Here is a 21,532-nt window from a genome sequence, read left to right on the forward strand (position 1 = left end):
GCAACAAATGCGGACCAAACCAAGTAAAAAAACAGCATTAGAAGTTAAGTAACTTCTAACACTGTAAAATTGACTATCAACAGGATTTGACAGAGAGCCATAATTATCAACGGTCAATGTACAGGCTTCATTTAAATGTCATTAGTATCCGGGATCGTAACAGCGTCATTTTGAGCCGAATTGCTGGTCGACTCGTCATTAGTGGTACCACTGTTATCGGTATTGTCACTATCGTTAGTATCAAAAAGGTATTTCTGTAATAATTGACTAGTAAGTACTGGCGTTTTATTGATGATCACTTGCGCCGCGCTAGACTGCGAGATCTGATATTGGACCGCTGTGTTAGGAATAAAATTCAAAACGGTCAAAACAATAAATAAGCCGAGATAGTTAAGAATGAAAGCCACTGCTGCTCCCGCCACACTATTGACTTGCTTGATCACTGGTAACCAAGTGAGCAACCGCGACCAACGGGCTAGCATTCGCACAATAAACCAACCGAGGGCGATCATCATCAAAAAAGCGATCGTCCTAGTAACCCCTAAGCTAGCTGCCGCACTACCTGACCAAGTTGCCAGCCAAGTGCTGACATTCGGTGCAGTTACCCGCGCAAAAATATAAACGCCAATGTAGCCTAACGTATAAAGTAATTGAATGATCAGGCCACGCTTCATGCCCCGATACACCGCTAAAATTAAAATCACTGCAATAATAATGGTAACGATCATGTTTTGTTCCCCTTTAATGCAAACAGCTCATAGTCAGTTGCAACACTTTTCCAACAGCCATATTTCGACGCTCATTCTATTTAACAGCGCCTAAAAGCAGTAGCAGTCGCCTGCCACGCTTTAACTTTACCAGATTTTAATCATCTAACCACCGTCTTGCGACCGATTTAACCTTAGCTTAAAAAGTGTAATCTAAAAAATAGCAAACGCAACTGTCACCGGACGTCGATACAATTCGGGCACCGCCGCCAGGCTTAGTTAGTGTGGTTGCTGGACGAATTAAGTTACTTATTTTTTCCGAATGATAGAATTAGGCGCTAAACATGTTAAAATGTAGTTAATTGAAGTAAATTGATTGAAATGAGGAATGATTGTGACTGGTAGTCAGATCGCTGTAAATTTGGTCATTATGTTGATCACCTTTTTATTTGCGGCGTTTTTCGTGGCCTCAGAATTTGCCTTAGTGCAAACTCGGCCGAGTGCACTTGAAGAAGAATTAGAAAAACGTGGTGGGCATTCGAAAAAAATTAGCACTGCCCTGAACATGGTCCATAATTTAAATGAATATTTGTCTACGACACAAGTTGGGGTCAGTGTAGCCGGTATTATTTTAGGGTGGATCGGTGAAGCGACCGTTGAAACGATCCTAGTTGATCTATTTAATTTAGGTCACTTGATGAATCCCACGGCCTTGCATGCTGTCGGTGCAGTCTTAGGGGTCATCGTATTGACTTACTTGGAAGTGGTCTTTACCGAGATCGTGCCCAAAAACATCAGTATTGATATGCCCTTACCAACAATGATGTTTATCACAACACCGTTGCGCTATTTCCATCTGATCTTTTACCCATTCGTTTGGTTACTGAACATTTCGGCCAGTGGCGTTGTTCGCCTGATCGGTTTAAAACCGGCCGATGAAGAAAACGAAAACTTTTCGCAGGCCGAAATTCTATCGTTATCGCGTAACGCTGTCACCGGTGGTCAATTGGAACGCAATGATTATATCTACATGGAACGTGCCTTCGCCATGAACGATAAAATTGCGAAGGATATTATGGTCGATCGGACATCCTTAATGGTCGTGGATGTGACCGCAACCGTGGCCAGCACGATCAAAATGTACATTACTAATGGCTTTAGTCGCTTTCCTGTTGTTGAAGATAATGATAAAGATAAGATCATCGGCTATGTTTACAATTATGACTTGATCAAACAAGCCGAAACTAGCGATCAAACTCGAGTTAGTAAACTACTCCGCAACATTATTACGGTTCCCGAAACCGCTTCTTTACAAAATGTTCTAGCGCAAATGGTGCAAAAACGTACACCGATCGTCGTCGTCGTTGATGAATACGGCGGAACTAGCGGGATCGTCACCGATAAGGATATTTACGAGGAATTGTTTGGTACCGTCAAGGATGAAAACGAAATCCCCTCCGAAGAGTACGTTGAAAAACAAAGTAACGGGCGCTATCGGGTCAACGGTAAAATCACGTTATATGATTTTGAGCGTTATTTCAACGTTAAAATTCGTGAATTCGATGATTCTGATGTTGTCACTTTAACCGGCTACATTATGAAAGATAATCCTGCTACCAAGCCTGGCGATGTGTTCACCGTTGCTGATTTTGCTTTTACTGTGGGCGCCGTCGACAATGCCTATATCAGTTGGTTTACCGTCACCCGTAAGGTTGCAGTAAGCACTGATACGCCTTCTAATGATGAAGAAAAATAACCAGATTATGCTTGACGTACCGCTGCGACAGCGGTACTTTTTTTATATTATGATTAATTCATAATTAATCTTACGAAAATATTTAAGCTTGATTTAAGTCGAAACTGCTATACTTGCTATGAAATAAGAGATGAAACGAAAGGGATTAGTCTATGTTGCATAAAAAGAAAGCCCGACGCTGGCCCAAGATCTTGCTTGCCGTGATCGCAGTTATTGTGTTGATCGGTGGCGGATTCGCCGCGTATGCTTATTATCAAACCAAACAAACAGCTGATAAAATCTACAAATCTAGCAATGATAGTGATGCTAATGCAACCGCAGCGGTCAAAGAAAAAAAGCCGCTGTCGATTTTATTATTAGGTATTGATACCGGTGCTGATGGTCGTACTGATAAAGGCCGTTCCGACACAATGATCGTCGCCACAATCAATCCGACCACCAAGAAAACGACTTTTGTCAGTATTCCCCGCGATACAATGGCCGAAATGACTGCCAGCGGCGAAACTAGTATTCAAAAAATTAATTCTGCCTACGAAATCGGTGGCGCCAAAACTGCTAAAAAAACCGTTAGCAAATTGCTAAACATCCCCATTAATTATTATTTGACTTTAAATATGGGGGGCTTAGCTAAAATCGTTAATGCTGTCGGCGGCGTTACCGTCACCAGCAACTTGACTTTTACCTTCAACAACATCACCATCAAAAAAGGCACACACCATTTGAATGGTAAGCAGGCCCTTTCCTTCGCCCGTATGCGTTATGATGATCCTAAAGGTGATTATGGGCGGCAGCTACGCCAACAACAAGTGATCAAAGCCGTCACTAAAAAATTACTTTCAATGAATGGGGTCGCTAATTACCAAAAGATCTTGAAAGTCGTTCAAAATAATTTACAAACTGATCTCAGTTTCTCCGATATGAAAGGCCTAGCCGTTAATTATCGTTCTGCCGCTAAAAAAATGGATTCAGACCAATTACAGGGGCAAGATGCTTATATCAACGGTAGCTCATATCAGATCGCTTCAACCAAAGAAATCAACCGCATCTCCAAAAAGTTACGCAAACAGCTAGGACTGACTTTTACTAAAGTCAGCAACAAGGAAACTAAACTGAACAAAGCTAATCCTTATTTTGATGGCATCAACAATACCACCTATACGATCTATGGTAGCGACAGTACCGTCGATTATGGCACTGGTACCTATAGCGACGGTAGTAGCTACAGCAGTGGTAGTGATAGTAGTACAACCAGCAACGGCACCACCGATACCACGGGCACACAAAACTTTGGTGGTCCTAGTGGTCAGATGGGAGCAACCTACTAATGACACAAAAAATCATTAATTACGGCATTATGGGCGCGGCGCAAATTGCACCGCGCTTTCTTGCTGGTTTAAAGGAAGCCGGCGGCGCTAAAGCTTTGGCGATCGCCACACGGCAATTCACCACGGCACGTTACTTTGCCGAAAATCACGCGATCCCCCGCGCCTATGGTAGCTACACTGAACTAGTTAATGACCCTGACTTAGACGCGATTTATATTCCCTTATATAATGGCGGACATTATGCTGGTGCCAAACTAGCTTTAAGCCACGGTAAAAATGTGCTGTTGGAAAAGCCGTTTACTTTGACCGTAGCGCAGGCTCAGGAATTATTTACCCTTGCCCAGCAACAACAGGTTACCTTGATGGCAGCACAAAAGGCGGTTTTCTTACCATTGACGCAGAAAATCAAACAGTTGGTTACGGCTGGTACCCTTGGAACGATCACTTGGATCGACGCGCAAAGTTATCATCCTGGCGGCACGGACGTTGCTTGGTTCCGTGATTTAGCAGCCGGTGGCGGTACTTTTCGTGGTAGCGGTGCTTATCCATTGGATTATATTCAATATTTATTAGGCCAACACTTCATTGATTACACTGGAAATTGTCAACCGCAGGCACCTGAAGTTGATCGTCAAAGCAATGTGGTTTTAAAAACTGACCAAAACGTTTTAGTTAGCTTGGCCATCACTTCAATTAACCCGCTGCATAGTCGCCTGATCATTTACGGTACGCAAGGTAAAATCGTTATTCCAAACTATTGGAAAGCAACTACTGCTACTTTGTATTCTATTGACGGCGCGACCACTAATTTCAAAGTGGAACAAAACAGCGAATTCATCTTTGAAATTCAACACTTCAATCAACTGCTGCGGCAGCACCAACTGATCAGTTCCACGATGACACCGGCGATTACTTGCCGAACAGTTGCCATCATGGAACAACTTTATCAGAAATGGACAACGACTGATTAAATTTTTAATGAGCATATCCATTGAAAAACGCTTTCAAAACTGGTATGGTTAGCTTGTAACCAATAATACAGAAAAGAGGTTAATTATGACAACTTATAATTATGACTTTCCAAAATCAAAGGCTCAACTTAACCAACTGATCGCTGACATTAGTCAATTAAAGGTCAATGTTCAACAGACTCACTGGTACATGCGTGGCGAAAACTTCTTTCGGCTCCATCCATTAATGGATGAATACGGTGACCAGCTCAGCGAACAGCTCGATCAAATTGCTGAACGTTTAATTGCCCTAAATGGCAGCCCACTTTCCACTACTCATGAATTCATCGAAAATACTGGTTTACCAGATGAAAAAGTTAGTTTCGATCAACTCACAATGACTGAATTCATGCAACGTTTAGTCAACCAATTCAAGTATTTACGTGATCAGTATCAAAAAGGTATTGAAATTACTGATGGCGAAAAAGATTTTCCAACACAAGATATGCTTAATGGTTTCAAAGATGAAACTGATAAGAACATTTGGATGATCAGTGCTTTTCTTGGCAAAGCACCACTTGCTGATTAAGGACGCTAAAAAAAGCCGCAATTACGCGGCTTTTTTAATGGCCTGCTTTAGGCTGTCTTAGCAATATCGATCCACCCTTGAGCGTGAGAATACTGTTCTAATTCTGGTAAAGTCAATTCAATCGCACTATTGGTACTGCCAGCCGCTGGAAAAACAGTTTCGAAGCGGCGTAATGATTCATCTAAATAAACGGCAACACCAGTTTTAACTGCGAAAGGACATACACCACCGACTGGCTGCCCGATTAATGGTTCCACCTGGTCACGTGCCAACATGTGCGCCTTGACTTTGAATTGTGCTTTAAACTTAGGGTTGGCAATGCGAGCATCCCCTGCCATGACTATCAGTACTGGTTTTTCGGCCACCGCAAAGGTTAATGATTTAGCGATTCTTTCTGGCTGAGTATGTAATGCGGCCGCGGCCAACGCCACAGTGGCGCTGGATTCCGGTAATACAATAATTCGCTGACTAATACCGAAGTCAGCAAAATAGCGTTGAACATTTTCTAAAGACATAGCAGCACCTTTTCTCATTGTTTTCTAATAATACTACGGCTATTTATCATAATCGTCAAGATTAAAATTTGACTGCCTAGTGCGAACCGTTTATTATAATATGTAATTACATATATAGAAAGGATGCCATTTATGTCTCCAGAAAAATTAGATCATTATGCCCAAATGATCGATCACACTAATTTACATGCTGACGCATCAGCCGCTGCTATGAAAAAGCTTTGTGCTGAAGCCAAACAGTATCATTTTAAAATGGTGGCGATCAATCAAGTCCAAACCGAACGCTGTGCCCAATATTTAGCAAATACCGATATTGATGTCGGTGCCGCAATCAGCTTTCCTTTAGGCCAAACTACTATTGCAACTAAATTATTTGAAACGCGCGAAGCCATCACCAACGGCGCCACCGAAATTGACTACGTGCTGAACCTAACCGAAGTTAAAAATGGCAATTACCCCTACATCAAATCAGAAATGACACAAATGGTAGCTTGTTGTCATCAGCAGCAAATCCCCTGTAAAGTGATTTTTGAAAATTGCTATCTCACTAAGGACGAAATTCGCCAACTGGCCTTGATTGCTAAGACGGTTCAACCTGATTTCATCAAAACTTCCACTGGTTTTGGAACCGGAGGCGCCACCGTTGCTGATGTTCAATTGATGAAACAAACAGTTGGCGACCAAGTCAAGGTCAAAGCGGCCGGCGGTATTCGTAGCGCTGAAGATTTTCTAGCCATGATTGCAGCCGGCGCCGAACGGATTGGCACCAGTGCTGGTGTCAAGATCATCGAAGCCTTGAAACAGCAGGTTTAGTCACACAAAAAATGCCTTGAGTTTCAAGGCATTTTTTGTGTGATCTCTAACCGAAAATAATTTAAATCCCCCCGGTATTTGGCAATTGAGTATTCAATTGGTACTTCCGCACTGGTATAGCCCTGGCTGTGGAAATAAAATAGCGGCGCACCAATGTCAATATCCAATAGATCAGCACTTGTTTCAGTTGCAGCACTGACTTCTAGCTTGCGGGTCACCCGCACCACTGCTTGTTGTTGGGCCGCAAACGTGGCGTACAGCGATGTTTGACTAAAATCCACTTGAGCCAGTTGCGGAATATAAGTGGTCACCATCACTAATGGTGTTTGATTTGCATAACGTAACCGTACTAACTTATAGACTTTAGCAGTTGGGGCCAATTTTAGCACGCTTGACCAGTGTTCCGCGACGTTTACGTTTCTCCAGAAAACCTTGATCAACTAAAGTTTGCACTGCTTGACGAACTGTTGGCCGACTGACTTGATAGTATTGCGCCAATTCAATTTCTTTAGGAATCAGCTGTTGTTCTGGATAGGTACCATCCTGAATTTTTTGCCGCAGATCATTTTCGATTTGCTGATGTAATGGTTGCTTACTAACTGACATACGGTCACCTACTTTTCTTAATTATGTTAGTACATAATTAAAAAAGTCACATTGAAAACTTGTTGTTGGCCGTTGACTTCGATCACATTGCTTTCCTTCCCTTTGTTCTTAAAGCCAAAGTCCAGTAAGTAATTAGTGCGATTTAATTTCTGCGTGTAGCCAATGATTGCGGTGAAATTGGCCGCGCCTAACGCTTTACCGTAAGCCCAAGTCTGTTTAATGGTCATCTTCTTCGTATCAATATGATACTGAACCCCTTGTGAATACTTACCAGAAGTCTTCGCATTGCCGTTAGTCACATTAATATTATTGTCATAAAGTAAAATATTTTCACTAGTAGGATCATGCTTGACGTCCCCTAATAAGTTTAAACCATGCTGACCACCAGTGATCGTCGTTCCTTTAGTGGGTGTCAATAATAAGCTACGATATTTTTTAGGCCAAGTCGCTTTCTTTTTACCAGAATAGATCCATTTAATTTTAGTCGTTTGTAGATCAAGTTTCATGATCATATCTTGATTACGTCCGGAAATCATTAGACTTTGATCATTTTTATCATAATATACCGCATTTTGGTGGAACCAATCGACATCACCATTACTCCCTGCTTTATACTTTAAATACATCGCCTTAGGTAACAACCGCTTTAAATCGATCACCTTAGTTACTTTACCAGTCTTATGGGAAATGACGATCATCGTGTCTTCAACATAATCCGAACCATCATTGGCCGTGGCAACCAGATCGTGATTCGGTAACTCGATAATATCGTGGTGCAAAACCGTCGTTTCGTTTCCACCGTCGCTGTTACTGGTTTTGGCGCTGAAATTATATTCCTTATAAACACGACCTAAATAATCCGTTTCTAGCAAATCATTGTACACTAAGGCCGATTGTGTTTTCTTGCTTAATAAAAGTAAATGACCGTTATGGATTGGCTGTAACATATGTTGCACATAAAGTGTCGAATACCAGCGGATCGCGCCATCAGCGTCGATAGCAAAAGATTCCTTCGTCGTCCGGATTATGAAGGTCAACTTATTGTTGCCGATCACCATCTGCTGCTTATTATTTTTGGTGACTTTGATTTTAGTTTGCCGTAAATACTTTGGCAGTTGCGTCGTTGTTTTGATCGTTAACGTCTTGGTAGCAGTTGTACCATCCGCATAGGTTAACTGTAAATTAACGGTATTGTTACCAGAATATAAACCAACGAGGGGAACTTGGTGTTTCGTACTGTACCCACCGTTAACTTGATTAGTGATCGACGTATTGGCCGTCTTGCCAACCACTGTATAGGTTACTTTCGCTGCCTGATCGGTTTGAAAAATAACCAATGCGGTTAAAGGTGACGTGTTGTACGGATTGACCTTTACGTATGGTGCCGCCAATGTATACGCTGAATTTGCCAACGCTGCCTGATAAGTTTGGTTGGCACTTTTTTGTTTATCCGCTCTGGTCGTGACTAACTGGCTACCAATATTCTGTTTGATCTGTTTGACCGTCAATCAATAGCTTAGCCGAATTAGTTTGCGGTTCAGTGTTTTTTTAGTTTGCTTACAGCCAGTCAGACCCACTACCACTAAAATAATTGCCAAAGCACCAATAATATGTAAAAACCTGTGACCTCGTCTACCCATTATACAAAACTCCTTATCCTAAGATTATAATCACCATGATTATATTAAAAAAATATGAAGAAGTTTTGAATTTAGTGTAGATTTAAGTTACAGGTTTCTAATGATGTTTATGCATTGACGATGAATTTAGCATTGTGCCCTTGCTCTAACAAAACCACGTTGTTGGCAACGATCGTTCCCATGGCAGCCCGGGCTTCGACGGTGGCATTGCCAATATGTGGCGTTAAAATAACATTGTTTAATTTCTCCAACCCCGCCGTAACTTGCGGTTCGTGCTCATAAACATCCAGCGCCGCCCCACCGATCACACCTTGTTGCAATGCAGTTAATAACGCGGCTTCATCGACGATCGGCCCCCGCCCAACATTGATCAAAAAAGCAGTGGCTTTCATCTCTTTGAAAACTGCAGCACTAAATTGATGGTGGTTATCTGGTTTTTGAGGTGCGTTGATACTGATAAAGTCACTGGTTTGAACCAAATCAGCGAATTCAACGTATTGCACACCCAAACTACGTTCCTCAGGATCAGTCAAACGATGGGGTTGCCAATATTGAACGTTCACCGCTAGTGCTCGTGCTTTACGGGCGACTTCACGACCAATATTACCGAAACCAACGATTCCCAAAGTTTTGCCAGCAATCTCACTACCTAAGAAATACAACGGTGCCCAACCTGGAAAACCGCTGGTCCGCATCTGCGCATCTCCTTCAACGATTCGATGGCTCAGCGCTAACATCAAGCCCACCGTCACTTCTGCCACTGAATTTGTGGAGACTGCCGGTGTATTCGTAACTTGAATGCCTTTAGTTTTGGCATAGGCGGCATCAATATTATTAAAGCCGGCGCCAAAATTAGCGATCAACTTCAGCTTAGGCGCTGCGTCGATCACGGCTGCATCCACCTGCGTTGACAATGGCGTAATCAAATAATCGACATCAACGACACTTTTCAATAATTCCGCGTGTGAAATCAAGCCTTCGCCGGCGTACACACTGACCGTTAACCCATGGTCAGTCAAAATTTTAGTGGTTGCAGCAGGCAATTTAGCGGATAGAAAAACCTTACTCATCGTAAATCTCGCTTCCTTTTTTTAACGTTAAGTGACTGATAAGAATATAACTGTTAGCGATTACAGCTTTAGTATACCACGCTCTTTCGGCTACTATTCAGTTACTTTACTTAGTCGGCCAATAACGCTAACTTACCATAAATAATCTGTTCGCATAATTCAGGATAACTGATTCCCACCGCAGCGGCTTCTTGCGGTAACAGCGAATGTGGTGTCATTCCTGGCAATGAATTACCTTCGAGTACGTAAAGCGCTTGCTGATCCCAAAGAAAATCGATCCGTCCATAATTAGTCAGACCGAGCACTGCCATTGTTGTCACGGCCAACGCCTGCATGTCTTCATAAACGGCCACTGGAATTTGCGGTGGTGTTTGATAAGTAGCACCATTAGTTTGATACTTATGCAAATAATCATACCAACCCTGATCGACTATGATCTCAATGGCTGGTAAAACTTGCCCGTTGACTATCCCTACTGAAAATTCCCGGCCAGTAATGTACGCTTCGATCACAACCTTACTATCGAATTGAAAGGCTGCCACCACCGCTTGTTCCAATTCCATTGATGTATGAACAATCTGCATCCCAATACTGGAACCACCGTTTACTGGCTTGACTATTGCTGGCAAACCGAAAGTCAGAGTAGGTAGAGGTTCGCCTTTTTTGACCACTGCATACCCTGGAGTTTGAATGTTGTGCTGCAGCAGTAGTTCCTTTGTTAGCTGCTTATCCATTGCAATACCCGAAGCCAAGGCCCCACTACCTGTATAACGAATGCCGAACAAGTCAAAGGTGGCCTGCAACTTACCATTTTCGCCATCCTCACCATGTAGCGCTAAAAAAACGATATCGGCAGCGGCACAAATCTCTAGAACATGGGGACCAAATAAGCCAGATCGGTCAGTGGTACGTAAAGCATCGATCGCTGCATTGGTCAAAATCTCCGTGCTAATCGCATAATCGTTATTAACTGGTTGCCGTTGAAATAGCTCATCAATCGTGGCAACATCACTCAAAGCATCACCTAAAAATAAATCGATCAAAACCGCAGCATGCCCTTTCTTACGCAATGCTGCTGTAATTTTGGCACCTGATGATAAGGAAACGTTGCGCTCTGGGCTACGGCCGCCGGCAAGTACGACAATTTTCATATTCGGTTCCTCCAAATTAGATTTAGCCCCAAGCTTAGCACAAAAACGCGTTAAATTAAATAAGAAAGCGCTTGATTTCAATTGGTGCTATCATCCGATCATAATAAATTAACTTCATCTAGTTCTGGCGCTTAGTTTTGTAGACCGATTTCAATCTGTTTTATGCTTTTAATACTTATTTAAATAAAATTAATATACATTTTTTACAAAAACAACTTGTCTTTAAATTCATTGATGTTATAATTAATTATGTTTCATAGATGATTTTTCGGATCATTTATTCCTTTTAATATAACTGACTAAACAATTTACGTCTTCCTCCAGAGGCGTATCCCCACCTTTAATCCGACCAAATAAGCAGGGTCGGATTTTTTGTTGTCTAAATATATAAAATTTAATATAGATCAATTATGACTATCCATGAATCATTTCTAAACAAAATACCCGTAAAAACAGCCCAAGCTGTTTTTTGCGGGTATTTCTGTGTCTATTATTTTTAGTTACGCACTGACCATTCATAATTAAATTTCGCATGTGCCACCGCAGCCGGCTGGAATGACAGCTAACTGAACATGTCCTTAACGGCTAGATTATACGCGGTTCTTCGTTTGGAAAATATTATCGTTTTAGGTTAAATTGCGGCGATGAAGCGACTGGCAATTTCTAATGGTCGTGTGATCGCACCACCGACAACGACCGCATGACAACCGAGATCTAAGCAGCGGCGAACTTTTTCCGGAAGATCGATCTTACCTTCAGCAATAACGGGGCGTTCGGCGACCGCGATCACTTGCTTCAAGTAAGCAAAATCATCGGCAGCAATATTCATTCCTTTAGTATCAGGTGTATAACCGTGCATTGTAGTCCCGATAATGTCAAAGCCCAGTTGATTGGCTTCACGAACATTATCTAGCGTTGCAGTATCCGCCATCAATAACGTATCCGGAAATTCACTACGCATTTGTTTGACAATATCTACCAGTTGCTCATCATGCGGCCGTTTTTGCCCGGTAACATCGCAGGCCACCACTTCGGCACCGGTACTGGCAACCGCCCGCATTTCTTTGATAGTCGGCGTAATGTACACCGGCGAATCAGGGTAATCAATTTTGTTCAGCCCGATCATCGGTAAACCAACTTCATCTTGAATTGCTTGAATATCTACGATTGAATTAGCACGAATGGCAACCGCACCGGCTTGCTTTGCTGCCAAAGCCATTCGGGCCATGATAAATGAGCTGTACAGCGGCTCACCTTTTAAGGCCTGACAGGAAATGATCAACTTGCCTTTGACCGTTTCTAAAAAAGTATTTTTCATTGTTGTGGCTCTTTTCTAGACTAAAATGTCCCTTAATTATGCAAAATATTGCTGATAGATTTTTTTAGCACCGGCGCGCATTTCTGGTGTTGGCTTACTCATTGGGGCACGACTGCAGCCAGCGTGAACGCCCATTTCTTCAAAGACCAATTTTAGACTGGGATAAATATCATTGGCGATCAGATCCAAAATACAATCATTACTGACATCTTGCAAGGCAAATGCCTGCTTAATATCACCAGCTTCAAAGGCAGCAATTTCAGCTTTGGCCCGCTTAGCATTTAAATTAAAGGTTGAGCCGATCGCACCGTCGATACCTAATGGTAAGGCAGAGATCAACATTTCGTCCGTGCCAAAATAGATCACTTTTTCTGGGAAAGCCGCCCGGATCCGCTGTAACAATAGGAAGTCATTATTTGTATATTTAACCCCGATCACTTTCGGATTTTCAAATAATTTAGCGAATTCATCTAAGGACAAAGTAACTCCTGATAAGGCCGGAATCGAGTAGATGATCAATTGTGTATCCAACCCGGCCAGAATCTGATCATAGTAGTTTTTGATCTGATCAAAGGTGAAATGATAATAAAATGGTGGTACTGCAGAAATTGTCTTATAGCCAAGTGCAACAGCGTATTTGGCCAGTTCCTTAGCTTCTTGTAAATTAACGGAACCAACTTGGGCGATCAAATCGACTTTACCGGCAGTTTCTTCGTAAGCGATCTTATAAACTAGTTTACGTTCTTCTGTGCTTAACATGAAGCTTTCACCAGTGCTGCCACCAACGTACAAACCGTCAATTTTATTGACGTCGATATTATAGCGTACCATTTCGCGAATACCTTGTTCATTAATTGAATCGTCTTCATTAAAGGCCGTCATTAAAGCCGAGTATAATTTTTTCATCCTGTATACCTCATTTGATTTATTTTATTATTGGTCTAACTCGCTCAAAAGTTATCCAACCGCTCACTCAGTACCATACACTTGGATAAAAAATATTGCAAACGTTTTATATGATAATTATTTTCAAAAAGGCAATAAAACTCTGCTATAACTAGAAAGATAAAATTTTTTATTTTTTTAGTTTGAGAAAACAATTATTACATGCTACGATGAAAACGTTTTAAAATCCATTATTTTATAACTTATAGAAATGAGATGAGTCGATGTCTGATCAACTTTACTTAACCTTTGATATTGGCGGAACCACGATCAAATACAGCTTGATCGACCAACAACGTCAATTGAGTCATGGCGGTCGCTGTCCAACCGAACATAATCAGGGCGGCCATATTTTACAGCAACTTTTGAAGATCACTGCCGACTACCAAACACAACACGAATTAAGCGGTATTGGTGTCAGTACTGCTGGTATCGTCGGTGCCGCCGGCCAAATTCAATATGCTGGACCAACAATCCCTGGTTATCAAGGCACCCCGATCAAGGCTGCTTTGGAAAAACAAAGTGGCTTACCAGTATTGGTGGTTAATGACGTTGATGCCGCCCTACTGGGGGAACAATTAGCGGGTGCCGCCCAAGGAAAACAGACTGTTTATTGCGTAGCACTAGGTACCGGCATCGGGGGCGCTTATTTAGATCATGGCCAGCTATTAAATGGCGCTCACGCCACAGCAAATTCTTTAGGTTATACCTTATATGATCCAGCAACCAAAACCAATTATGAACAACGTGCTTCTACTTTGACTTTAGACCATCAATTAGCCCAATTAGGCATCAGCGTGCCGGCGGCCTTTGATCGTGCCCGCCGAAGTGAGCCTCCTTTCGTCACGCTAATCACGGATTGGGCTACCGAAGTTGCAACTGGTTTAGCCAATATTATTTTATTATTTGATCCGGAAATTTTGCTCATTGGTGGCGCCGTTTCCCAGCAAGGTGACTTTTTATTAGGCCTACTAAATCGTGCATTAGAACCATTATTGCCGCCTAATTTATGTAAAACTGAATTGTGCGTGACCCAATTAGCCGACAAAGCCCAATTATTTGGTGCTGTGGCCAAATTTTATAATTAAGCGTTTACAAAATCTCAACTGCGTGTTATGGTACTTAACGGAATAACTCGCTCAAATAAATACAACCGCTACCTAACCACTTTGTTTTGACAAAGTCTGTTAGTAGCGGCTTTTTTTGTTGACAAAATTTATTTCTGGATATTTATGAAGAGGTGCCAAACCATGAAAGTATCAATCAATACGGCTGTGTTTCTAACTGATCTCCAAGCGCAAACTTCGCAACTAGATTGTTTACGCCGCTTAACTGATTCGGCCATTGCGGCCATCGAAGTGCGCGGCGAATTCTTTAAGCCTAAAACTAAGGATGCAGAATTGGCAGCAATTAGTACTTTATGCCAACAACAACATTGGCAGTTCTACTATTCTGTTCCTGAAGAACTTTTTCAAGGCGATCATCTTAACCCTACCTTAGCCGCCACACTTAAAATGGCCCAACAATATCACATTAAGGCACTAAAATTCAGTTTAGGCAACATCACGAACATTACAACTGCCGATTTAATTGCGTTACGCCAGCAATTGGCCGCCACCACCATTCAGGTGACCATTGAAAATCAGCCCAATGCTAACGGTATTTTGGCCACTTTTGCTCAGCGCTTAGCATGGTTGAAACAGCAGCAGCTACCGTTAGGCTATACATTTGATGCCGGTAACTGGTGCTGGGTCGCTACTGATCCTTTGGCCGCCTTCATGCAAGTTCAACCGGCCATAACTATTTTCCATTTAAAGGCGATCCGAGCACGCACAACCGTTTTACTGGATACCCAACCAGCCGATTGGCAACAAATGTTAAACCGTTTGGCTGCTGATATACCAGTTTTTCTGGAATACGCAATCCCTGCGGAACAGTTAGCAGCACAAATTGCACTGGTTAATCAGCAATTAGTACAACGGCAGGCGTTACTATGACCTATTTAGTCCAACTAGTCCTTATTCTATTGTTGACCAAACTAGGGGCGCACGTTTCAAATCGACTAAAATTTCCCAGTGTGATCGGTGAGTTACTGGTGGGCGTGATCGCCGGACCAGCGATCCTGCATCTATTGGTGCCAACGACTTTTGTTCACTATTTTGCTGAACTAGGGGTCATTATTTTAATGTTTATCGCTGGCCTCGAAGGCGACCTTAATTTATTGCTGCGTTACTGGCGTCCCGCATTAACCGTGGCAACTTTAGGTGTAATCTTCCCTACAGTCGGCGCAGCGGCACTATGTATTTTTGTATTTGGTTTTCACTGGAGTACTTCCATATTTATCGGTTTAGTGCTCAGTGCCACTTCGGTCAGCATTTCAGTTCAAGTATTGAAAGAAATGGGCCACTTAAATACCCGTGAAGGCGCCATTATTTTAGGCGCTGCCGTTGCTGATGATATTATGTGCGTCATTCTCTTGGGGATCTGTGTGGGCATTTTCGGTACAGGTGCCGCCAGTAACCAACCGCTGGCATTAATGCTGCTAACTAAGCTTTTATTTTTCGGAGCCATGTTTATTTTAGGCAGGTGGTTTGTTCCCCGTTTTCTGCAATTTTTCAGTCAGTTAACTGCCAGTGAAAATGAAACTACCGGCGCCATTATTTTATGTTTTGGCTTTGCAGCAATTGCTGTGGCGTTGGGTATGAGTGACGTTCTCGGTGCTTATTTTGCTGGACTTGCTATTTCCCAAACTAATTTTAAAGACAAACTTGCACTGAAAATCGAACCGATCGGTTATGCACTTTTCATTCCTGTTTTCTTTGTTAGCATTGGTCTAAATATTAGCTTTACCGGCATGCAACACGATCTACCGTTTATTGGTGCATTGATCATTATCGCTATTCTCGGTAAACAAATTGGTGGCGCACTAGGCGCGCGTTTATTCCATTTGGATTGGCCGGCCGCTAATGTTGTCGGAGCTGGAATGATCTCCCGCGGCGAAATGGCATTAGTCGTTGCTAACGTGGCTTTAGGCGCCCATTTGATCGATCAAAATCACTATACAGCCATGATTGTGGTCACCGTAGTCACTACGATCATTGCCCCATTCGTTCTGAAATTATTTATTCAACAATCTGTTAACCAACCTGTTAAGTCTATAAAAATCAACGAGGTGAAGTCTAATGAATAAAGCTGGGTTTGGTACCTCGCCGGTTTTAGTATTTATGCCACCACATTAAGTGCAATCACTTTTATGTCGACACCTGAACAAGCCTTTTTACAAGATTGGTCCTACGCTTTCGGTAATCTGAGTATTCTGCTGATGGTTCCTTTCCTGATAAAATACTACGTCCCATTCTTTAGAAAGTTAAAGGTCACTAGTGCTTATGAGTATTTAGAAGAGCGCTTTCACCCAGTAATGCGGATCTTGGGTAGTGTTTTATTTATGCTTTACCATATTGGCCGAATTGCAATTGTTATCTACTTACCCATTCTTGCGATCACTTCAGTTTCCGATATTGATCCGATCATTATTCCATTGATCGTCGGTGGTTTATGTATCGTTTACACGTTTCTTGGTGGTATTGAAGGCGTTATCTGGAGCGATGTTATCCAAGGGTTCTTATTACTTGGTGGCGCGATTTTAGTTTCTATTTTAGGTGCCCATTACATTGCTGGCGGTTGGGGGACGATCGCTCATGATGCCGTCACAAATCACAAATTGATTTCAGGTTATGATTTCCAATTTAGTGATCTCTCTAAATTTGTTCCCTTGATTTTTGCCGGTCAAATTTTCAATGGTTTATATCAATATACTGGCAGCCAGGATGTTGTTCAACGCTACCAGACAACTGGTTCTATGAAAGAAGCTGCTAAGTCATTATGGACTAATGGTTTCTTGGCATTGATCACCATTCCTATTTTCTACGGTATGGGCACTGTTTTATTCAGCTATTACAAACATACCGTTGCCTTACCAAAAAATTTCAATACTTCGGCGATCGTTCCTTACTTTATCGTTAACGTTTTGCCCGCCGGTATTGCTGGATTAGTTATTGCAGCAATTTTTGCCGCTGCTCAATCAACTGTTGCCTCCAGTTTAAATGCCATTTCATCATGTGCCGTTACTGATTTTAAACAACGGTTCTTCGATGATAAATTTAAAAAAATCAGCGATGTTACCTTAGCGCGAATCATCATCGTGGTTGCCGGCCTATTGAGTTTGGCCTTAGCCATTTATTTGATGCTAGGCAACACTTCCCAAACTTGGAACTTATTCTTAGCCATTACCGGGATCTTCGGTGTCCCAATCGCCGGGATCTTCGCGGTCGGTATTTTTACCGAAAAAGCCAATACACCAGGTGTGTTGATCGGCTTGATCGCAGCTGCGATCATCACTTATTTTGTTCAGGCAGCCGCGGTTTCACCTTTTATTGTTAGCTGTGTTTCCTTTATCTCGGCCTTTGTTATCAGCTATGTCGTCAGTCTCTTCACACCTGGCTATCACAAAAACATTGTCGGTTTAACCGTCGCAACTAAGGATCAAGCGTACACCGGTAAATAATACGCTGGTGGTGCTACTCTTTAATCTAAAAAAAACAAAAAACTAGTGGCTGAATTAAACCTCAGCGCCACTAGTTTTTTTGTCAACCATGCTCGATTTTATTATTATCAACATTAAAAATAGCTTGTCGTGTCAGTTGCTCCAGATCTTGTAACTGATGGACATACACATGGTAGCACCGACTAGGCGTTTCCATCACATAAACATCGATTTCACTAAAATCGCCTAACGTTGTTAAGTAACTTTTTAGACCTTTGTAACTAAAACTTCGCACTTGCTTGACCTCCCTGCTCAAGCGACTGTCCTTGTCTACTTATGTCCGGTAACCGGTTGAACTGCAGTGACCCGTGACAGCCCGCTAATACCATAATGCTTTAAACGCTTAAAAGTATGTCCATCAAAGAAACCAATGAACGTCCCCTGAAAAAACAAACAAACCACAGTGCCAATATTGACAGCAAATAAACGTCCGGACACAAGAAAAGTTATGAGCATGATCAATACTGGCGGAATATAATGGACCATTTGGGCAATCGTCGCACTGCCTTTTAAGTAGCGGAAGCGTAATATTTGCATGAAATCATCATTGGGATGCAACACAATATTGGCCCGTTGATAAATCGATGTTGCTAAAGCAACACAAAGAATACCAAAAATATCCACAACAACTCTTAATCCTAATGGTAGCTGATTAATACCTAAATGCACAATAGCCTGCGTAAATAATTGAATTAAATAACTAAACGGCGTGATAAAAAGTAAATTACCTAAAAAACGCCGCCACGAAAGTTTGCGGGTCAAAACCATATTTGCTAAAGCCACTAAAACACCACAAATAAATAAAGTCAGCCGCAAACTTAAGGGCCATAAATGATATAAATTCACCGCTGAAGCAGTCCAAACGGCGCTTCCTAAATTAGTTGCAATGGTCAATGAATGGCCAGTTGCATTGATCAATAGTGATAAGCCAAGATACCCCCAGCGCATCATTAAATCATTTGATCGTCGCTCATCGATGTTGCTCATCCCCTAACCGATCGAGCTTTAAATAACAAAGAGGTCGCAACATACATTACATATGTCACAACCTCTTTGTTTTTCGAACATTAGCGTTGAAGCATGTTCCATAAAGTAATTTTAACCGCTTTATAAAGCTCACTTACCATTGAAAGTAGACTATTTACCTTCTACCAACGATTTCCCAGTTAAGAAATCAGGATTTGGTTTAATACTGAAACGAGCCGCCAAATCAGCCAAGTCTTTATCCGTAATTTCTTGTAAGAAATGGCCGCCTTGTGCTTGAACAGTTGTATAGATCAAGGCAGCTTTTTCAACTGTTTCGATCAAGCCAAAGGTTTCATCCATCGAATCACCAGCGGCAAAGATCCCGTGATGTGGCCACAAAACAACCCGGAAGTCTTTCATTTTAGCCGCAGTTGCTGCACCAATATCATTAGTACCAGGTGTCATATAAGGAATCACACCAAGGCCTTCAGGGAAGACAACGATTGATTCTGCTTGCATTTTCCATAAAATACGGCTAAATGTTTTTTCATCTAACGGTACAGTGAAACTCATGCCAACTAAATTAGTTGGGTGGCAATGCATAACGATGCGTTGGTCAGCATCTACTTTTAGACGATTGATATGGGTCATCAAATGTGCTGGGAATTCACTGGTGGGTTGGCCGCCATCGTTGAAGCCCCAATGAATGTCGACACTATGGCCATCTGCGGCGATCTGAACCAAGCCAGCATCGCGTTCACAATGATCATAAACATTCTTGAAGTAGCGACCAGTACCAGTAACTAAGAAGTATTGACCCGCTAATTCACTAGCATCAAAATCAATTTTTACGTTACGCAATACTGTGTCAACATCAGCATATTGGCTGACTTCTTCTTTGGTCAAACGATAACTAACATTACCGCCATTCCGTTCGTCCCAGCCGTGAGTGTACAAACCGAGGGTGATTTTACGCATTTCGTCAGCATATGGTGAATTAATAAATTTTTCTTTAGTCAAGATCAATGATCTCCTTTTCGTTACTTAAGGATTTGTATTTTTTAAATCTGTTTCAGCGAAAATTGCTCCGTCTTTACACGGAGCAATAATCTTTTAGGTTAAAACGAGGTTGAAAAAGCATTGTCGTTTGTTCTTAACAACTCTATCTAACAAATACCAGACAGGGTTACTAATTCGCAAACCAGAACCCTTTGTCGCCTAGCCTACTCCTTCACAATAGAGGGAGCTATTGTGAAGGAGTAGGCTAGTACGCAAAATCTGAACACTTTTTCAAACACATTCTTAGTTTAGTCACGCTTGAATTGAACGTCTTTTTCATATTGACGAATATTCTTCATCCAGTCCATGCCAACAGGTGTGCCATTGTCTTGGCAGAATTTGTCCCAAACAGCGGCAAATGGATAAGATTTCAATTCTTCAGTTTCAACTAAACGTTGGGTGAAGTCGTAGTTCAATTCGGCTTTCTTCAATTGATCAATTGGTTCAAGCATAGCTTGTAATAAAGCCTTTTGTGTTGCGCGCGCACCAATGACCCAAGCTGCAACCCGGTTGATCGTTGCATCGAAGAAATCAAGGCCGATATTAGTCTTGCTTAATTCGTTGTCCCGAACCAATGAACGTGTGATCCGAACTAATGCTTCATCGAAGATAACAACATGATCACTATCCCAACGAACAGGACGAGAAACATGTAACATCAACCCTTTACCAAATGGTAAGAAGGCAGAGAACTTATCCGAAACATCTTCGGTTGGATGCCAGTGTCCAGCGTCGATCGTCCATAACTTGTTCCGGGTGATGGCATAGTTATTGTAGAACAAATGTGAACCAACCGTGTAAGATTCGATTCCTGTCCCGAATAATTTACCTTCGAAGGCTTCGATCGTGTTCTTTTCGTCATATTGTTTTTCGTCAATCGCATCTAATGACTTGATTAAGCGCAAACGCGGTGTTGCTTTATCAACTGGATTGTCTTTAAAGCCATCTGGAATCCACAAGTTATTAACTGATTGTTGGCCTAATTGTTCACCGAAGTAATTAGCAACTGCACGAGTCCGTTTACCATGTTCGATCCAGAAATCACGGATACCTGCTTCAGGGCTAGCTAAAGTAAAGTTTTCCTTGACCTTAGGATGAGAGAAGAAGGTGCCGTTCATATCCAAGCCAATTTTTTCTTGTTTAGCCCAGTCGACCCAATACTTGAAATCTTCTGGTTCGATTTCGTCTAAGTCCTTCTTTTTATTAGTAACTGCATAAATAGCATGTAATTGAACTTTATGACTACCAGGAATCAATGACAATGCTTCGTGTAGATCGCCAGATAATTCATCTGGGGTGCGGGCAATACCAGGGTAGTTACCACTGACACCGATCCCACCAGTTAAGGCTTGGCCTGGGAATAGGAAACCATGGATATCATCGCCTTGCCAGCAATGAAGTGATAATTTAACTTTCTTTAATTCTGCCATAGCTGCTTCAGTATCAACACCGAGTTCAGCATAACGTGCCTTGGCAATTTCATAAGCTTGATCAACTGATTGTTTTTGAACCATTATAA

Annotated in this window: 19 protein-coding genes and 2 pseudogenes; 9 read left to right on the forward strand and 12 right to left on the reverse strand. The window is 42.0% G+C overall.

All coding sequences use genetic code 11. From position 1 onward, the window contains the following. Positions 1 to 131: 131 nt before the first annotated feature. A complete protein-coding gene (locus FFM78_RS08605) occupies positions 132 to 728 on the reverse strand; it encodes a CvpA family protein (protein ID WP_137638039.1) in 597 nt (198 codons plus the stop codon). A gap of 373 nt (positions 729 to 1,101) precedes the next feature. Between FFM78_RS08605 and FFM78_RS08610 the strand changes: the two genes are divergently transcribed. The 4 genes from FFM78_RS08610 to FFM78_RS08625 all read left to right on the forward strand — a co-directional run bounded on the left by FFM78_RS08610 (position 1,102) and on the right by FFM78_RS08625 (position 5,327). Then, complete coding sequence (locus FFM78_RS08610; RefSeq protein WP_223877043.1) at positions 1,102 to 2,463, forward strand: hemolysin family protein; 1,362 nt, start codon at positions 1,102 to 1,104, stop codon at positions 2,461 to 2,463. 152 nt (positions 2,464 to 2,615) lie between these two features. Continuing rightward, positions 2,616 to 3,788, forward strand: a complete 1,173-nt coding sequence (locus tag FFM78_RS08615) for an LCP family protein (protein WP_137638041.1) — start codon at positions 2,616 to 2,618, stop codon at positions 3,786 to 3,788. Then, positions 3,788 to 4,759 (forward strand): Gfo/Idh/MocA family protein, encoded by a 972-nt coding sequence (locus FFM78_RS08620; protein ID WP_137638042.1) that lies wholly within the window; start codon positions 3,788 to 3,790, stop codon positions 4,757 to 4,759. Before FFM78_RS08615 ends, FFM78_RS08620 begins: the two co-directional genes overlap by 1 nt. An 85-nt stretch (positions 4,760 to 4,844) precedes the next feature. Beyond that, positions 4,845 to 5,327 carry a Dps family protein gene (locus FFM78_RS08625; RefSeq protein ID WP_137638043.1) on the forward strand — a complete coding sequence of 161 codons (483 nt, stop codon included), beginning with the start codon at positions 4,845 to 4,847 and terminating at the stop codon, positions 5,325 to 5,327. A 47-nt stretch (positions 5,328 to 5,374) separates the two neighbouring features. Here the strand turns inward: FFM78_RS08625 and FFM78_RS08630 are convergent, their stop codons facing one another. Then, positions 5,375 to 5,842, reverse strand: a complete 468-nt coding sequence (locus FFM78_RS08630; protein WP_137638044.1) for a YbaK/EbsC family protein — start codon at positions 5,840 to 5,842, stop codon at positions 5,375 to 5,377. Positions 5,843 to 5,974: 132 nt separating this feature from the next. Here FFM78_RS08630 and deoC point away from each other — a divergent pair, with 132 nt between their 5' ends. Then, entirely contained in the window at positions 5,975 to 6,655 is a 681-nt protein-coding gene (gene deoC, locus FFM78_RS08635; RefSeq protein ID WP_137638045.1) for a deoxyribose-phosphate aldolase, read from the forward strand. Positions 6,656 to 6,678: 23 nt separating this feature from the next. On the opposite strand, the pseudogene FFM78_RS08640 reads toward deoC, so the two are convergent. From FFM78_RS08640 to FFM78_RS08665, 6 genes and pseudogenes are all read right to left on the reverse strand, one after another. Beyond that, positions 6,679 to 7,261 (reverse strand): annotated as a pseudogene (locus tag FFM78_RS08640) (GntR family transcriptional regulator). A 26-nt stretch (positions 7,262 to 7,287) separates the two neighbouring features. Beyond that, positions 7,288 to 8,769 carry an aryl-sulfate sulfotransferase gene (locus tag FFM78_RS08645; protein WP_137638046.1) on the reverse strand — a complete coding sequence of 494 codons (1,482 nt, stop codon included), beginning with the start codon at positions 8,767 to 8,769 and terminating at the stop codon, positions 7,288 to 7,290. A gap of 239 nt (positions 8,770 to 9,008) precedes the next feature. Beyond that, positions 9,009 to 9,971 (reverse strand): 2-hydroxyacid dehydrogenase family protein, encoded by a 963-nt coding sequence (locus FFM78_RS08650; protein WP_137638047.1) that lies wholly within the window; start codon positions 9,969 to 9,971, stop codon positions 9,009 to 9,011. A 110-nt stretch (positions 9,972 to 10,081) separates the two neighbouring features. Continuing rightward, positions 10,082 to 11,122, reverse strand: a complete 1,041-nt coding sequence (locus FFM78_RS08655; RefSeq protein ID WP_137638048.1) for a D-alanine--D-alanine ligase family protein — start codon at positions 11,120 to 11,122, stop codon at positions 10,082 to 10,084. Positions 11,123 to 11,753: 631 nt separating this feature from the next. Beyond that, positions 11,754 to 12,440, reverse strand: a complete 687-nt coding sequence (locus FFM78_RS08660; RefSeq protein WP_137638049.1) for an N-acetylmannosamine-6-phosphate 2-epimerase — start codon at positions 12,438 to 12,440, stop codon at positions 11,754 to 11,756. Between the two features lie 36 nt (positions 12,441 to 12,476). Next, entirely contained in the window at positions 12,477 to 13,346 is an 870-nt protein-coding gene (locus FFM78_RS08665; protein ID WP_137638050.1) for an N-acetylneuraminate lyase, read from the reverse strand. Positions 13,347 to 13,609: 263 nt separating this feature from the next. Here FFM78_RS08665 and FFM78_RS08670 point away from each other — a divergent pair, with 263 nt between their 5' ends. From FFM78_RS08670 to FFM78_RS08685, 4 genes and pseudogenes are all read left to right on the forward strand, one after another. Continuing rightward, a complete protein-coding gene (locus tag FFM78_RS08670) occupies positions 13,610 to 14,473 on the forward strand; it encodes an ROK family protein (protein WP_137638051.1) in 864 nt (287 codons plus the stop codon). 162 nt (positions 14,474 to 14,635) lie between these two features. Continuing rightward, a complete protein-coding gene (locus FFM78_RS08675; RefSeq protein ID WP_137638052.1) occupies positions 14,636 to 15,382 on the forward strand; it encodes a sugar phosphate isomerase/epimerase family protein in 747 nt (248 codons plus the stop codon). Further along, positions 15,379 to 16,575: a cation:proton antiporter gene (locus tag FFM78_RS08680; protein WP_137638053.1), complete on the forward strand. Its 1,197-nt coding sequence runs from the start codon at positions 15,379 to 15,381 to the stop codon at positions 16,573 to 16,575. The genes FFM78_RS08675 and FFM78_RS08680 overlap by 4 nt, the downstream gene beginning before the upstream one ends. 12 nt (positions 16,576 to 16,587) lie before the next feature. Further along, positions 16,588 to 17,949 (forward strand): annotated as a pseudogene (locus FFM78_RS08685) (sodium:solute symporter family protein); the annotation flags it as partial. 82 nt (positions 17,950 to 18,031) lie between these two features. On the opposite strand, the gene FFM78_RS08690 reads toward FFM78_RS08685, so the two are convergent. The 4 genes from FFM78_RS08690 to FFM78_RS08705 form a co-directional block, all read right to left on the reverse strand. Next, on the reverse strand, positions 18,032 to 18,223 hold the full coding sequence (locus tag FFM78_RS08690; protein WP_010011907.1) for a hypothetical protein: 192 nt from the start codon (positions 18,221 to 18,223) through the stop codon (positions 18,032 to 18,034). Between the two features lie 35 nt (positions 18,224 to 18,258). Then, complete coding sequence (locus tag FFM78_RS08695) at positions 18,259 to 18,975, reverse strand: YczE/YyaS/YitT family protein (protein ID WP_223877044.1); 717 nt, start codon at positions 18,973 to 18,975, stop codon at positions 18,259 to 18,261. Positions 18,976 to 19,125: 150 nt separating this feature from the next. Then, entirely contained in the window at positions 19,126 to 19,974 is an 849-nt protein-coding gene (gene rhaD / locus FFM78_RS08700) for a rhamnulose-1-phosphate aldolase (protein WP_137638054.1), read from the reverse strand. A gap of 287 nt (positions 19,975 to 20,261) precedes the next feature. Next, a complete protein-coding gene (locus tag FFM78_RS08705; RefSeq protein WP_137638055.1) occupies positions 20,262 to 21,527 on the reverse strand; it encodes an L-rhamnose isomerase in 1,266 nt (421 codons plus the stop codon). Positions 21,528 to 21,532: the final 5 nt, after the last annotated feature.

Origin of the sequence: Loigolactobacillus binensis (assembly GCF_005405165.1) — a bacterium.
Taxonomy (GTDB): Bacteria; Bacillota; Bacilli; order Lactobacillales; family Lactobacillaceae; genus Loigolactobacillus; species Loigolactobacillus binensis.